This is a genomic window from Thalassospira australica, from assembly GCF_000763295.1.
Taxonomy (GTDB): domain Bacteria; phylum Pseudomonadota; class Alphaproteobacteria; order Rhodospirillales; family Thalassospiraceae; genus Thalassospira; species Thalassospira australica.
Genome location: NZ_JRJE01000032.1, coordinates 678,441 through 693,032, shown reverse-complemented (window position 1 = coordinate 693,032; position 14,592 = coordinate 678,441). Strand labels below are relative to the sequence as shown.

General features: G+C 54.5%; 15 protein-coding genes. 7 read left to right on the top strand and 8 right to left on the bottom strand.

Annotated features, from left to right (window positions below):
* Positions 1–25: 25 nt before the first annotated feature.
* Entirely contained in the window at positions 26–703 is a 678-nt protein-coding gene (pspA, locus tag JF44_RS0119355) for a phage shock protein PspA (protein WP_033070517.1), read from the bottom strand.
* A 169-nt stretch (positions 704–872) separates the two neighbouring features.
* Here pspA and pspF point away from each other — a divergent pair, with 169 nt between their 5' ends.
* The 7 genes from pspF to JF44_RS0119325 all read left to right on the top strand — a co-directional run bounded on the left by pspF (position 873) and on the right by JF44_RS0119325 (position 6,348).
* The gene (gene pspF, locus JF44_RS0119350; protein ID WP_033070516.1) at positions 873–1,898 is read left to right on the top strand and encodes a phage shock protein operon transcriptional activator; all 1,026 of its coding nucleotides are present in this window, start codon (positions 873–875) and stop codon (positions 1,896–1,898) included.
* Between the two features lie 173 nt (positions 1,899–2,071).
* Positions 2,072–2,818: an outer membrane protein gene (locus JF44_RS0119345; RefSeq protein ID WP_081944512.1), complete on the top strand. Its 747-nt coding sequence runs from the start codon at positions 2,072–2,074 to the stop codon at positions 2,816–2,818.
* A 210-nt stretch (positions 2,819–3,028) separates the two neighbouring features.
* Entirely contained in the window at positions 3,029–3,808 is a 780-nt protein-coding gene (locus JF44_RS0119340) for an outer membrane protein (protein WP_033070514.1), read from the top strand.
* Positions 3,809–3,975: 167 nt separating this feature from the next.
* On the top strand, positions 3,976–4,461 hold the full coding sequence (locus JF44_RS0119335; RefSeq protein ID WP_238318513.1) for a hypothetical protein: 486 nt from the start codon (positions 3,976–3,978) through the stop codon (positions 4,459–4,461).
* A 24-nt stretch (positions 4,462–4,485) separates the two neighbouring features.
* Positions 4,486–4,710, top strand: coding sequence for a hypothetical protein (locus JF44_RS20420; protein ID WP_156111725.1), 225 nt, complete (start codon positions 4,486–4,488; stop codon positions 4,708–4,710).
* A 67-nt stretch (positions 4,711–4,777) separates the two neighbouring features.
* Complete coding sequence (locus JF44_RS20695; protein WP_033070513.1) at positions 4,778–5,029, top strand: helix-turn-helix domain-containing protein; 252 nt, start codon at positions 4,778–4,780, stop codon at positions 5,027–5,029.
* Positions 5,029–6,348 carry a type II toxin-antitoxin system HipA family toxin gene (locus JF44_RS0119325; protein WP_033070512.1) on the top strand — a complete coding sequence of 440 codons (1,320 nt, stop codon included), beginning with the start codon at positions 5,029–5,031 and terminating at the stop codon, positions 6,346–6,348. The genes JF44_RS20695 and JF44_RS0119325 overlap by 1 nt, the downstream gene beginning before the upstream one ends.
* Before the next feature lie 2 nt (positions 6,349–6,350).
* Here JF44_RS0119325 and JF44_RS0119320 read toward each other — a convergent pair whose 3' ends face one another.
* The 7 genes from JF44_RS0119320 to JF44_RS0119290 form a co-directional block, all read right to left on the bottom strand.
* The gene (locus tag JF44_RS0119320; RefSeq protein ID WP_033070733.1) at positions 6,351–7,484 is read right to left on the bottom strand and encodes an acyl-CoA dehydrogenase; all 1,134 of its coding nucleotides are present in this window, start codon (positions 7,482–7,484) and stop codon (positions 6,351–6,353) included.
* Between the two features lie 63 nt (positions 7,485–7,547).
* Positions 7,548–8,165, bottom strand: a complete 618-nt coding sequence (locus tag JF44_RS0119315; protein WP_033070511.1) for a carbonic anhydrase — start codon at positions 8,163–8,165, stop codon at positions 7,548–7,550.
* 105 nt (positions 8,166–8,270) lie between these two features.
* Positions 8,271–9,458, bottom strand: coding sequence for an acetyl-CoA C-acyltransferase (locus tag JF44_RS0119310; RefSeq protein WP_033070510.1), 1,188 nt, complete (start codon positions 9,456–9,458; stop codon positions 8,271–8,273).
* 47 nt (positions 9,459–9,505) lie between these two features.
* Positions 9,506–10,678: an isovaleryl-CoA dehydrogenase gene (locus tag JF44_RS0119305; protein ID WP_033070509.1), complete on the bottom strand. Its 1,173-nt coding sequence runs from the start codon at positions 10,676–10,678 to the stop codon at positions 9,506–9,508.
* 60 nt (positions 10,679–10,738) lie between these two features.
* Positions 10,739–11,203: a PaaI family thioesterase gene (locus tag JF44_RS0119300; RefSeq protein WP_033070508.1), complete on the bottom strand. Its 465-nt coding sequence runs from the start codon at positions 11,201–11,203 to the stop codon at positions 10,739–10,741.
* Between the two features lie 332 nt (positions 11,204–11,535).
* The gene (locus JF44_RS0119295; protein ID WP_081944510.1) at positions 11,536–12,366 is read right to left on the bottom strand and encodes a substrate-binding periplasmic protein; all 831 of its coding nucleotides are present in this window, start codon (positions 12,364–12,366) and stop codon (positions 11,536–11,538) included.
* Positions 12,367–12,607: 241 nt separating this feature from the next.
* Positions 12,608–14,407: a DEAD/DEAH box helicase gene (locus tag JF44_RS0119290; protein WP_033070507.1), complete on the bottom strand. Its 1,800-nt coding sequence runs from the start codon at positions 14,405–14,407 to the stop codon at positions 12,608–12,610.
* Positions 14,408–14,592: the final 185 nt, after the last annotated feature.

Genomic DNA, 14,592 nt, shown 5'->3' with positions numbered 1-14,592 from the left:
ACGCGTCGAAACACGAAAACCGTTATTACTTATCTTTCTTCACGTCTTTTTTGACGCGTGCCTTAAGCTCCTTGAGATCATCCTCGATCCCAAGCTCCGCCTCAAGGTCTTCGAACTGATCCTCAAGACTTTGACCGCGGCCAAGCTCCCAGGAATCTGCACCGGCTTCCAGTTCATCAATCCGGCGTTCCATCTGCTCATAGCGCAGAAGCGCTTCATCAATCTGACCGGAATGCAGCTTCTCTTTCATTTTGACACGCTTTTCAGCCGTCTGCATGCGGATTTCAACCGTACGCTGTTTGGCCTTGGCTTCATTGAGCTTGTTCTGAAGCTTGTTGAGGTCCTCGTCATATTTGCCAAGGGTCTCTTCAATCACTTCAAGTTCACGCTCAAGCACAATGCTCTGATCGGCCAGACGACGGCGCGCCATCAGCGCACCCTTGGCCAGATCATCACGGCCCTTGGACACGGCAAACTCTGCCTTGGTGTCCCATTCAACCTGACCGTCATGCAGCTTTTTCAGCTTGCGTTCGACTTCCTTTTTATCGGCAATCGCCTTAACGGCAGCGGAACGGACTTCGACCAGAGTGTCTTCCATTTCCTGGATCATCAACCGCACCATTTTTTCCGGATCTTCGGCACGATCCAGAAGCGAGTTGATGTTGGCATTTACGATATCGGACAAACGCGAAAACACGCCCATTGTCTGATCTCCTTAATTAATCGGGGGACGCTAAACTTGTGCACTCTCCATTTCAAATGCCGTGCCAATTTTGAAATACAATTAAATCAAATACTTAGGTAATCATCAGACTTTTTATTTAACTTTTATCGCGACAATAGTAACGTTTTTCGATAACGTTTTTCGCCAAATGGATAGCTTGCAACCAATATTGGGCGAAGACCCCGTTTTCTTGGCCGCCCTTGAACATGTTTCGCGTCTGGCGCCGATTGAACGCCCGTGTCTGGTGATTGGCGAACGCGGCTCGGGCAAGGAACTGATTGCCGCACGCCTGCATTATCTCTCGCACCGCTGGGGTGGCCCGCTGGTCAAGGTCAATTGCGCGGCGCTTACGGAAAGCCTGCTTGATACCGAGCTATTTGGCCACGAAGCCGGCGCCTTTACCGGGGCGACCAAACGCCATGTCGGGCGGTTCGAACGCGCCCATGGCGGCACCATCATTCTCGATGAAATCGCCACCGCAAGCCCCGTGGTTCAGGAAAAGCTTTTGCGCGTGGTGGAGTACGGCGAGATCGAACGCGTTGGCGGGTCTGAGGTGATCGAGGTCGACACGCGGGTCATTGGTGTGACAAATGAAAATCTCCGCGAACTGGCCAAAACCAACAAGTTCCGCGCTGATTTGCTTGATCGCCTGGCCTTTGACGTCATCGCCGTGCCGCCGCTCCGCCAAAGGTCTGATGATATCCTCTTGCTCGCCGAACAATTCGCGCTTGAGATGACCAAACGCCTGGGGCGCAGCGTTTTTGCCGGCTTTTCCCGCCCGGCTGCCGAACAACTGCTCAGCCACCCTTGGCCCGGCAATATCCGCGAGTTGCGCAACGCGGTTGAACGCAGCATCTATCTTTCTGAGGACGAAGACGCACCACTTGCCGCCATTAAACTCGATCCGTTTGACGGCATCTGGACGGAAACCGGCCGGGACGCCATTTCGCCCGCACATCCCCCCGAATTGTCTGATCCTGACACTGGCATCGACTTCAAATCACAGGTCGCGGATTTCGAAACCAAACTGCTTGAGCAGGCCCTGCGCCAAAACGCCAACAACCAGACCGAAGCTGCCAAGGCGCTTGATCTGAATTACCATCAGTTCCGAAGATTGCTGGACAAGCACGGCCTGCTACCTGCCCGTGAACGGACCACAGCAGCACAGGATTAGAAACGCAAAAAAGACCAATCGCCTGATAAATCCTCGCGATTACATCTCCGAAAAACGGCAACTCTTGATTGTTATTTTTTTATTGCATGTAAATGCGCTCTGTGGAATATATACCTGAAATTGCATAGCTTTTCCGGTCAACAATCATAAAATCAACAGATGCAGGCTGTCAGATGATAAAGCGTCACCCACAAAAAACGCCTTTTTTGATGCGACTAGCATTTATCTTTATGCTGATCAGCGGTCCCTTTCTGACAGACAAAGCCCATGCGCAAGAGGGGTGGCAATTCTCCCCCTATCTTCGCATTGATGCCGGTTATTCCAACACAGTTGATAATACCGGCACACTTTCCGATGCGACCAATACATACGCCGTTGATATGTTCCCCCATACCGGCGGCCGGTTTCAAGCCGGGTTCGGCGCAAAACTTAGTGAATTTCTGCGCACTGATCTGACAGTATCCTACCGCGATAATCTGGCCCGTGCGAACACTGTCCGCTTCCCGAGCGGCACGGAATTTGCCGCACAAGACGGACTTCACGACGTTTCGAACACAACGACCCTCCTCAATCTTTATGTTGATCCATTAACGGCGGTCGGCATTGATACCGGGGCCTTTTCACCTTATCTGCAAGGCGGTATCGGCTGGGCCAGAAACAGCATGAAATCCATGAAGTTCTCGAGTGCAGCAGTAGAAGGCGCAACACACAATGATGTTGCCTGGCAAATTGGTGCGGGCCTGAATTACGGTCTTACCGATCAGTGGAAAATTGATATTTCCTATCGCTTTCTCGATATGGGTCAGGCACGCGGCAGCAAGGACTACATAAACGGCGTCACTCCAAACAGGCTCAGGCATGAAACGCGTTTTGATGTACAAGCCCATGAAGTTTTACTTGGTCTGCAATATCAATTCTGATTTTGGCAAGATTTGATTCTGGCAAAGAGCACGACTTACAGTGCTCTTTGATCGCCAGCGACCTGCCCTAACAATACAGCAATCCTCACCAATCCTGACCAATCCTGACCAATCCTGACCAATCCTGACATACAGTACATTGCTGTTGTATTGCCCCTGCCTGATGGGTATCTGGGACGCACAGATTTCCTTGCGGTTTAGGGCTACACAATGCATTCACAATCTTCAGTACCAGCAAAATTATCCCGTCTTTGCCAGACAGCGATTATCAGCGCCATTGCGCTTTTAAGCATTACCGGGGCAAGCACCCCCGCACATGCAGATAACGAGTGGCTTTTTGCCCCGTATCTGCGTGCAGATCTGGGATATTCCAGCACTGTTGACGATAATGCAGACCTGCTTGACGCCACCCCGGAACGCGATGTTATCGCGAACTCGTCGCAAAATGGCGCCCGCTATCAGATCGGCGCGGGCCTGCAGCTGAACAGCTTCTTGCGCACGGATATGACACTGTCCTATCGCGATGGCCTGACCGAGGCAGAAAGCTACACCGACGCAGACGGCATTGCCAACAAAGCGGCAAACCGTTTGAGCGCAAACACTTTCAAAACATCGAACTGGTCGACAATGCTGAATGTTTATGTCGACCCGATGGCGGCAGCCGGGATCAAGACGGGGGCATTTTCCCCTTATTTACAGGGCGGTATCGGATGGTCACGCAACAAGACCAAAGACCTTGTATTCGCCAATGGTGAAACGCATTTTGGCGCAACCCATAATGATCTCGCATGGCAAGTTGGGGCTGGCCTGAACTACGCCATCACAGACCGCTGGAAAATCGACCTTTCCTATCGCTTTATCGACATGGGCGAAGCACGTGCGAGCAAAAACTTTGTGACCGGTGCCGGCACACCAAATACCTTTGAGCGAGAAGCACGTTTTGACCTGCAGGCCCATGAAGTCCTGCTCGGCCTACAATATCAATTCTGATCACCACACCGCTTGACGACCATACAGCACACAAGGGGCACGTTTGTATCGCGTGCCCCTTTGCTATTCTCAGCCCATCAATCCGCCAAGGCGCTTGACCTGAACCACCACCAGCTCCGAAGATTGCTTGAAAAGCATGGATTATCGCCAAAGCATCAGGGTTGAGCATGATGTACCAGCCAAGAATACCAAACTACCGCAAGAGTGATCCGGTGATGCGCTGGAACCTACCCGATCGCGTCTTCTTTGCCTGCGGCGCCTGCCACATCCTTGCCCATGCATTTCTCATGCGTTATGGCACGGACGACATGACGCCTCTATGGCTTCATCCGCACGCAAGCTTTACCGGCAATCATATTCTCATTGCTTGGGATAACTGGGTTTTCGACTATCACGGCTACAGCCATCGTCAAAAATTCATCGACCACTATTTTCGCCGCGCGCGCCAACGTTGGGCTGGCTGGGATGCAGAGATTAAACCAATCCCGCGCCACGTCCTGATTTCCGAAGAAAAATCACGGCAATTCGATGGGCTGTGGCTACGCGAACCAAAACAATTTCTCCACGATGCCTTGCCGCGCGCCGAACGTTTCCTTGATCGCTTTGCCCCGCCTCCCGTAAATCATCCTCACCTCAAGCCTGAACAAGGATGATAGCACTAACATCAACATTGTCGTTTGGATGATTTCGATCAGACAGGCTCACGCCTCAAGCTCAATCAAGACTACCGTTTGTCTGGTAACCACCCTGAAACTGCTGGAGACCGTAACCCACGCACTGGTTCTGCCGTCACGGTATTTGACACCGCCCAGCGCTTGATGCAGAGCGAGGCGATGCCTCCTGCCAACGTGCTTAATCACTTATTCGCCATTTCGCATAAAATTAAATTATTATCCAAATGACATAAATTATGATTATGCGCCATAATCGATATTGCCTAATTATAAGAAACAGCACATAATTGTGTGTATGAACGAATTGGCACGCACACCAAAGCAGATTGGCAACTCCATCCGTCGCGCGCGAAAAGCCCGCGGCTGGAGCCAGACTATGCTTGGGAAGAAGTCTAATCTGAGACAGGAAACGATCTCTCTCATTGAAACCGGCAATCCCGCAGCACGCATGGACACCATTTTGACCGTCCTTGCTGCACTTGAGCTCGAACTTAGAATTCATCCCCGGTCTCAGAGTACCTCGTCCGATATTGAGGACATATTCTAGTGCCACGAAAAGCCACACATGCCCCGTTAAACGTTTATCTCAATAACCGCCTAGTCGGGCAGCTCAATAAACAGCCTAACGGCGCGATAAAATTCGCATACGATGAGAGCTGGTTAAACTGGGAACACACCTTTCCTATATCCCTCTCTCTACCACTTCGGGAAGACACCTATCGTGGCGAGCCCGTAGTCGCTGTGTTCGACAACCTGCTGCCCGACTCCGATCTTCTACGCAGACGCGTGGCTGAAAAGGTTGGGGCACGGGGAACTGATGCTTACAACCTACTTGCAGCAATTGGGCGCGATTGCGTCGGTGCCCTTCAATTTATGCCCGATGAAACCCCACCAAGCACCGACAGCACCACAATTGATGGAGAACCCGTTTCCGAACAGGAAATTGAAAAAATTCTCAACAATTTGGCGCGAACACCACTAGGACTTCAACAGGACGACGATTTCCGAATTTCCGTAGCTGGTGTGCAGGAAAAGACCGCTTTTCTTCACCACGAGGGAAGATGGCTAAAACCAAAAGGTACAACCCCAACAACACACCTTTTCAAAACTCAAATCGGGCATCTACCAGAGGATCTTGACCTAACGAACAGTGTTGAAAACGAGTTTTATTGCCTCCAACTTCTCAAAGCATTTGGCCTTCCGGTTAACAATGCAGAAATCAAGATCTTTGGCAAAACCAAAGCCCTTGTCATCGAGAGGTTTGATAGACGCTGGACAAAAGATGGGCGACTGCTTCGTCTGCCGCAAGAAGACTGCTGCCAAGCTCTCTCGATCCCGCCAACGATGAAATATCAAAATCAAGGCGGTCCGGGGATTACCGATATTCTTGCCTTCCTTAAGGGAAGTGATAATCCCGCCGATGATCAAATTCGCTTTCTCAAGGCACAGATCCTTTTCTGGTTGATTGGCGCAACCGATGGTCACGCCAAAAATTTTAGTGTTTTCTTGGGCCCCGGTGGAGGCTATTCGCTCACACCGTTCTATGACGTACTGACAACACAACCATGCCTGGACGCGAACCAAATCACACGACGCCAGATGAAACTGGCAATGTCTGTTGGCAACAGCCGCCACTATCGAATTGACGAAATTCACGCGCGCCACTTCATCCAGACGTCCGACACCGCAGGCCTGCCAAGAGAAATCATTCTGGGTACGATTGACGAACTTATCGAAACAGCACCCAAAGCCATTTCAAAACTTGAAAGAGCGCTGCCGGACGATTTCCCGGACGACATTCACGTCTCCGTTCAGAAGGCAATAAACCGGCGCCTCGAAAGCCTTAAGCTGCCAAAAGAGATTTAAGCTCAATCCGCCAATGCCCGTGCAATTACCATCCGCTGGATATCAGATGTGCCCTCATAGATCTGGCACACCCGGACATCGCGATAGATGCGTTCGACCGGGAAGTCCTTGAGATAGCCATAGCCGCCATGAATCTGGATCGCGGCCGAGCAGACTTCCTCGGCAATTTCAGACGCGTACATTTTCGCCATACAGGCCTCGGTCAGGCAGGGCTTGTGATCATCACGGAGTTCTGCGGCGCGATGCACCAACAACCTTGCGGCATCGATCTTGGTCGCCATATCGGCCAGGCGAAACGCCACCGCCTGATGTTCGATGATCTTTTTGCCAAATGTTTCGCGTTCGTTGGCATAGTCCTTGGCGGCCTCGAACGCGGCACGCGCCATGCCGACAGATTGCGCCGCAATGCCGATGCGCCCGCCTTCAAGGTTGGCAAGGGCAATTTTATAACCCTGCCCTTCCTCGCCCAGCATGTTTTCCGCTGGAACCCGGCATTCAACAAAGGTGATCTGGCAAGTGTCCGAGGCATTCTGACCCAGTTTTTCCTCAACCCGGGATACGACATAGCCCGGCGTATCGGTCGGGACGATAAAGGCGGAAATGCCGCGTTTGCCCGCATCCGGGTCGGTGACGGCAAAGACAATCGCCACATCACCTTCGGAGCCCGATGTGATGAACTGCTTGGCACCGTTGATAATCCAGTGATCGCCATCGCGCACCGCACGCGTTTTAAGCGCACTGGCGTCCGATCCGGCCTGCGGTTCGGTCAGGCAGAACGCGCCGATCTTTTCGCCTTGTGCCATGGGCACAAGGAATTCCTGCTTTTGCGAATCAGACCCGAATTTCAGGATCGGCATGCAGCCAACCGAATTATGCACCGACATGATGGTCGATGTTGCCCCGTCACCGGCGGCAATTTCTTCAAGGGCAAGCGCATAGGCAACATGATCCATGCCCGCCCCGCCATACTCATCGGGTACCAGCATACCCAAAAAGCCAAGCTCGCCCAGGCCGGCAACAGCCTCGGCCGGGAAGGTATGGTGGGTATCCCATTTTGCGGCATTGGGTTTGAGTTCATTTTCGGCGAACTCGCGCGCGGTATCGCGCACCATGATCTGATGTTCTTCCAACCGCATGGCGGCACCCTCCCGTTTGGGCAGCACCGGCCATGCGATCAGATAAGAAGCACGCTGCCGGGCCTACAGCCCTTCAATAAATTCATCCTTGGCGCTGTCATACTGCCAAAGAATGCCTTCTTTCATGCCGTACCACCAGCCATGCAGCTTGAGGTCACCGATCTCGACCCGTTCCTTGATGAACGGGAAGGTCATCAGGTTGCCCAGCGAATTGGCCACCGACTGACGGGAAACTTCATCAACATCCGGACCATGATGCAGGCAGCATTTCGCCATGCTGACCCACTCGCCGATAAAGTCCCGATCCGGCACCTTGCCTGCTTCGCCGTGCTCGACCAGGGCCTGCATGCCACCGCAGGCCGAATGGCCGAGAATGACGATGTCCTTGACCTTCAGGTCGCGCACCGCAAATTCAATCGCCGAGGACGTCCCGTGATAATTTTCATCGGGCTCATAGGGCGGGACAAGGTTTGCCACGTTACGAATGACAAACATCTCGCCCGGTTCGGCGTTGGTCAGGATGGCGGGATCAACACGTGAATCCGAACAGGCAATCAGAAGAACCTCGGGTTTCTGGCCCATATTGACCAGATCCTCGACGCGCTCCGGGCGCTGTTCGTAATACATCGCCTTGAAGCTTTTAAACCCGGCAAGCATCCGGTCGACGGTCCGTTTTGGCATCGCGCGAATTCCCTATTTCTGCGTTATCTCTGGCGACAAAATAGGGTGAATTCGCACAAGTTGGTACCCCTCAATCAAAGACTTTTAAAACACTTATAAACTGCTTCACACCAGTTCGATGGCAACAGCGGTCGCTTCCCCCCCGCCGATGCACAGCGATGCCACACCCTTGGTCCCGCCATGGGTCTTAAGCGCGTGGATCAAGGTCACAAGCAAACGCGCCCCGGTCGCGCCAATCGGATGGCCCAATGCGCAGGCTCCGCCATGGACGTTGACCTTGCCATGATCCAGTTCAAGATCGCGGATGGCAGCCATCGCCACCACCGCAAAGGCTTCGTTGATTTCCCAAAGATCGACATCGTCTTTTGCCCAGCCTGCCTTTGCCAGCACCTTCTTGATCGCATCAATCGGGGCGGTCGTGAACCAGCAGGGTTCCTGCGCATGGGTTGACTGACCAACGATTTTGGCAAGCGGCTTAAGCCCGCGTTTTTCCGCTTCAGACGCACGCATCATGACAAGGGCGGCCGCCCCGTCTGAAATCGATGCCGAATGGGCGGCTGTCACCGTGCCATCCTTGGCAAAGGCCGGACGCAGGGTCGGAATTTTTTCCGGTTTGGCTTTTGGCGGCTGCTCGTCAGCATCAATCGTGACCTCGCCCTTGCGGGTCGCATAGGTCACCGGGGTGATTTCATCGGCAAAATGGCCCGACGTGGCGGCGTTTTGCGCGCGGGTCAGCGAGGTGATGGCGTAATCATCCTGCTCTTGGCGGGTGAAGCCATATTTTTCGGCGGTCGCCTCGGCAAAGGTGCCCATCGAGCGGCCCTTGTCATAGGCATCTTCCAGACCATCCAGCGCCATGTGGTCATAAACCTTCTCATGGCCGTATTTATGACCCGAACGCATTTTCGGCAGCAAAAACGGCGCATTGGTCATGCTTTCCATACCGCCGACCATCATGACATCGGCCGAACCGGCCGCCAGTATGTCATGGGCAAACATCACGGCCTTCATGCCCGATCCGCACATCTTGTTGATCGTCGTCGCCCCTGCTGCACGGGGGATACCGGCATTCCATGCCGCCTGACGGGCGGGCGCCTGCCCCTGACCGGCGGGCAGGACATTGCCCATGATGACTTCATCAATGTCATCGGGCGAAACCCCGCCACGTTCAAGGGCCGCCTTGATGGCAACACCGCCCAGCTCCGGCGCGGTGACAGTGGCAAAATCGCCCTGCATGCCGCCCATCGGGGTACGCGCACAGGAAACAATGACGATCGGATCAGAAGTACTCATGGTCAGGGTCCGTTTTCTTTGTGGGACGAATTTCGGTTTTGTCGGGCTCAGGCGGTTTCGCCAAACAGTTCGCGACCAATCAGCATGCGGCGGATTTCGCTGGTGCCGGCACCGATTTCATAGAGCTTGGCATCGCGCAGCAGACGGCCGGTCGGATATTCATTGATATAGCCGTTACCGCCCAGCGTCTGAATGGCTTCAAGCGCCATCCAGGTGGCTTTTTCGGCGGCATACAGGATCACACCGGCCGCATCCTTGCGCGAGGTTTCATCGCGGTCACAGGCCTTGGCGACCTCGTAAACATAGGCGCGGCACGCATTCATGGTGGTGTACATATCGGCAATCTTGCCCTGCATCAGCTGGAACTCGCCAATCGCCTTGCCGAACTGTTTGCGTTCATGGATATAGGGCACAACCACATCCATGCAGGCGCGCATGATCCCGGTCGGACCGGCGGCCAGAACGGCCCGTTCGTAATCAAGGCCACTCATGAGAACGCGCACCCCGCCATTCAGCTGACCCAGAATGTTTTCCTCGGGCACTTCGCAATCTTCAAACACCAGTTCACAAGTGTTTGAGCCGCGCATCCCCAGCTTGTCGAGCTTTTGCGCGGTCGAGAATCCCTTGAATGTTTTTTCGATGATAAAGGCGGTAATGCCCTTGGCGCCAAGATCAGGATCGGTTTTGGCATAGACCACCAGTGTGTCGGCATCCGGGCCGTTGGTGATCCACATTTTATTGCCATTCAGGATGTAACGATCACCCTTTTTCACCGCACGCAGCTTCATCGACACCACGTCCGAACCCGCGCCCGGCTCGCTCATGGCAAGCGCACCGATATGTTCGCCGGTCATCAGTTTGGGCAGGTATTTGGCCTTTTGTTCCGCTGTGGCGTTGCGTTTGATCTGATTGACGCACAGGTTGGAATGCGCGCCATAGGACAATGCGACAGAGGCCGAGGCACGGCTGATTTCCTCCATGGCAATCACATGTTCGAGATAACCAAGGCCGGTGCCGCCATCTTCTTCGGAGACGGTCATGCCGAGCAGGCCAAGATCACCGAATTTGCGCCACAGATCGCCCGGGAACTGGTTGGTTTCATCGATCTCGGCCGCACGCGGGGCGATTTCGGCCTCGGCAAAGGACGAAACGGTTTCGCGGATCGCATTTGCGGTCTCGCCAAGATCAAATTTCAGTCCGGGAAATTCGAAAAATGCCATGGTGATTATCCTGCCCTGAGTGCTGTTTGGTTATTTGATAAAAGTGAATAATCCCTGCGATTATGCAGCATCACTTAATAATTCCGATGGAAGCTTCATGACCTTGAGCGTCTGAAGCGAGGTGGCACAGAGAACCGAATTCTCATTCCTCATACCAAAGACATCAATGCGGGTGACAATGATCGACCGACCGCGTGAAACAACTTCGCCAACCGCCCGCAGATGATCCCCCAAGCCCGGTGCAACGATGTTGAGCTTATATTCGATTGTCAGCATGCCCTGATCGGCCTCAACCAGACTCCAGCCGGCGAAACCACCGGCGATATCAGCAAGACCCGCAATCAGACCGCCGTGGAAATAGCCATTGTGCTGAAGAAGGTCATCGCGTGCTGGCAAGATCACTTCGACCCGGCCGGGCTGCACATCGGAAACTTCCGCCCCGATGGACATATTATAGGGTTGCTGGGCGAAGCGTTTGCGCACTTCGGCATTGTAATCGGGATTTTGCGGTTCAAACGCGGCCATGAAGCGATCCTGACAAAAATCGGCACGGTCATTGTGAACGCACCGTGATTTGAAGCGACTCCCTTGTAGTTGACGTTAACGTTAACGTCAAATTAAATCCGCATCGCGATACCACTTTATTCCCGAAAGCTTGCAAAAGCCATGGGATGAACAGCCAACGACCGCATGTTTCCGGCGCTGAAAACCTGCTTGGGCCGACATGACCAAGGGGCGGCCGACAGTGAGACTGAGGCCAGGTTGGCGGCGAGACAGCGAGACAGCGAAACGGGGAAACGGGGGGCTGGCGCGCGAAAAGGTGCCTCCGATGAAGACGGCGTCAAAGAACAGACAGCCTAGTTGGTGTTGTCACCCCAGCGCTCGATATTGGCTTCGAGCATTTCTTGCATCGCGTTTTCGCTTACCAGTTCGAACACGGCACGTGCAATCTTGCCGCGCAACTCGCCGGTATTGCAGGCCGATTTGTGCGACATGGTGAGATGAAGGTCTTCCTCGCTGACCGGGGTGCCGTAGCTGCGGATATTGGTAATGCCTTCGCGGGCCGCGTATGCCTTGCCGGGGAATTCTTCGTAGATTAGATATTCCGCCCGGCTGCGAGCCAGCATACCAAGCCCCTGTGCAAGACTGGGCACTTCGGTAATCGACAGGTTTTCTTCTGCGTAACTGTCAAAGGCCTGACCAAAACTGTTGTTGATTACGGTAAGGCCCCCGATACCTTTCAGGTCGGACCATCGCTGATACTTCAGATCAAGATTGTCACGCGTCCAGATGACCGTGCGCGTTCCCTGAAACGGCGGGTAGAAATAATCCATGTATTCCAGACGCGGCAAGGTAAAGAAGGCCCCGGCAATCAGATCAAGCGTGCCTTCGCGCATATTGTGCTGCACACGGCCCCAGTTACCGGCATTGATCACTTTGATATCAATACCGGCACGCTCGCCAACGCGGGCAAGAAAGTCCGCTGCCGCACCTTCAAGAGTGCGTCCGTCTTTTGAGATCCAAAGATAAGGCGGGTAGTCCGGATTGCCCGACGCCAGCAACTGAGTGCAGTCACGCGATCCATCCGCATTCAGCGTAAAATCCCCTGCGCCGTGCTGGGCAGATGCGCCAGCAGCGCCAAACGCCCATGACAGTGCCGCAGTCAGGATGATCTTCATCACCTTCATGAAGGTAAACTTTCCTTTCAGTCCAAATCTGAAATGCAGACCACTTTAGATGTGGTGTGGCGCAGCGAAACATCCACCTTAAGAATAGGAAATCCGAAAATATTCTAACCGAATGTTATAGACGTCGCGGCATCAAAGCACGTCAAAAAGCAAAAGAGCCGGTTTGATACAACCGGCTCTTCTGAAAATCATCTGGCGACAGCAGCCCGGCCCAAAGGGCCAAACTGCCGGTCATATGGTGTTAGGCAGAGCGACGCTTCATGCCCTGATTGCCACCCCGGTTTTCGTTGCGGCCTTCGGTACGACGCGGACGGTCATTGAAGTCACGACGCGCACCATCACGGCCCCCATCGCGACCGCCATCACGGCCACGGAAGTTGCCACCACCACGCGGCTTGTCTGCAAAGCGACGCTCGTCGCGGTTGCCGCCGTCGCGCTGATCACGGTTGCCACCTTCACCACGGGGGCGGAAGTTGCCACCACGGCCACCACCATTGCGCTCTTCACGATCGCCACGCGGTGCGCGGTCATCATTGTCAAAGCGCGGTTTGCGGAAATCACCGCCATCACGACGCGGACGATCATTGAAATCACGACGTGCACCATCGCGACTGTCGCCACGCGCACCGTCACGACCACCGAAACTGCGTGCAGCGCGATCACCTTCTACGCGGGCGCCATCACGGCCACCATCACGCGGGCCGCCGAAACCACGACCGCGACCACCGTCACGGGAATCGCCACGGGCACCATCGCGACCGCCATCACGACCACCGCCGAAGCCACCACGACCACGACCACCATCACGGCCGCCAAAACCACCGCGACCGCCGCCGCCGAAGCCACGACCACCGTCACGGCCACCACGACCGCGACCACCGCCACCGAATGAACGGGGCGGGGGTGCTGCATGGAATTCGTGATCTTCGTCGATAGCGACATCCTGTTTGATCAGGCGTTCGATGTTGCGCAGCAAACGAATGTCGCGCGGTTCACAGAACGAAATTGCGATACCTTCGGCACTGCCACGACCGGTACGACCGATACGGTGAACGTAGCTGTCCGCATCTTGGGGCAGATCATAGTTCACAACGTGGGTAATGCCCGGAACGTCGATACCACGTGCAGCGACATCGGTCGCAATCAGCACCGGGAAACGGCCATTGCGGAAGTTGCGCAGGATTTTCTGACGGATGCGTTGCTGTTTGTCGCCATGGATGGCATCGCTATCAATGCCTTCATCGCGCAGCTGGAACGACAGTTCGTCGGCATCGGCCTTGGTTTTGGTAAAGACCAGAACGCGGTCGGTGTCATCACGGTTGAGAATCTGAACCAGAAGCTTGGTCTTGTCGTGACGTTTCACGAACATGCCAACCTGGGTCACACGTTCGGTGACACTTGCCTGCGGTGCGGTTTCAACCTTGACCGGGTCTTTGAGAAGACGGTCGGTCAGATGTTTGACTTCGGCCGGCATGGTTGCCGAGAACATCACCGTCTGGTGATTGTTCGGCAGCAATTCAGCAACGGTCAGAACATCTTCGGAGAAGCCCATGTCGAGCATACGGTCAGCTTCATCAAGGATGAAGACTTCGACATCGTCGAAACGCACCGTGTTACGCGACATGTGGTCAAGCAGACGGCCCGGGGTCGCAACCAGGATATCAACGCCACGGCGCAGTTCCTGAATCTGCGGGCCCATCGGGGAGCCGCCAAAGACAACAGAAGAAAACAGGCGGATGCCTTTTTTGAAATCACGCAGGCACTGGCCAATCTGGGTTGCCAGTTCGCGGGTCGGCGCAAGAATGACTGCGCGCGGCTGACCCGGCTTGGGACGTTGCGGATTTTCAGCAAGGCGCTGCAGCAACGGAAGGCAGAATGCGGCTGTTTTACCGCCACCCGTATGGGAAATACCCATCAGGTCCTTGCCTTCGAGAAGGGCCGGGATCGTGGCGGCCTGAATTTCGGTCGGCGCCGTGAAACCGGTAGCTTCAACATTACGCAGCAGGGGCTCGATAAGGTTGAGCCCATTAAAATCGGTCATAAAGGAAAGTCCTTCGTTTATCCGGTCGGCGACATGTTAACGCCTGGTGAGCCTGCTCAAAACGCAGTCAAGACCGGTGCGCGGCAAAGAACAGCCACTGCGTCGGACCCTGCATGAGAGGCAAATGATGTGAGGCCCCAACGTCATCACGCCAGAGCCGCCCTCGCCTTTTCATACAGTTCCTG

Excerpts from the sequence above, each read along its gene's own strand:
- pspA (WP_033070517.1), bottom strand. The coding sequence starts at position 703 with ATGGGCGTGTTTTCGCGTTTGTCCGATATCGTAAATGCCAACATCAAC.
- pspF (WP_033070516.1), top strand. The coding sequence starts at position 873 with ATGGATAGCTTGCAACCAATATTGGGCGAAGACCCCGTTTTCTTGGCC.
- JF44_RS0119345 (WP_081944512.1), top strand. The coding sequence starts at position 2,072 with ATGATAAAGCGTCACCCACAAAAAACGCCTTTTTTGATGCGACTAGCA.
- JF44_RS0119340 (WP_033070514.1), top strand. The coding sequence starts at position 3,029 with ATGCATTCACAATCTTCAGTACCAGCAAAATTATCCCGTCTTTGCCAG.
- JF44_RS0119335 (WP_238318513.1), top strand. The coding sequence starts at position 3,976 with ATGATGTACCAGCCAAGAATACCAAACTACCGCAAGAGTGATCCGGTG.
- JF44_RS20695 (WP_033070513.1), top strand. The coding sequence starts at position 4,778 with ATGAACGAATTGGCACGCACACCAAAGCAGATTGGCAACTCCATCCGT.
- JF44_RS0119320 (WP_033070733.1), bottom strand. The coding sequence starts at position 7,484 with ATGCGGTTGGAAGAACATCAGATCATGGTGCGCGATACCGCGCGCGAG.
- JF44_RS0119315 (WP_033070511.1), bottom strand. The coding sequence starts at position 8,165 with ATGCCAAAACGGACCGTCGACCGGATGCTTGCCGGGTTTAAAAGCTTC.
- JF44_RS0119310 (WP_033070510.1), bottom strand. The coding sequence starts at position 9,458 with ATGAGTACTTCTGATCCGATCGTCATTGTTTCCTGTGCGCGTACCCCG.
- JF44_RS0119305 (WP_033070509.1), bottom strand. The coding sequence starts at position 10,678 with ATGGCATTTTTCGAATTTCCCGGACTGAAATTTGATCTTGGCGAGACC.
- JF44_RS0119300 (WP_033070508.1), bottom strand. The coding sequence starts at position 11,203 with ATGGCCGCGTTTGAACCGCAAAATCCCGATTACAATGCCGAAGTGCGC.
- JF44_RS0119295 (WP_081944510.1), bottom strand. The coding sequence starts at position 12,366 with ATGAAGGTGATGAAGATCATCCTGACTGCGGCACTGTCATGGGCGTTT.
- JF44_RS0119290 (WP_033070507.1), bottom strand. The coding sequence starts at position 14,407 with ATGACCGATTTTAATGGGCTCAACCTTATCGAGCCCCTGCTGCGTAAT.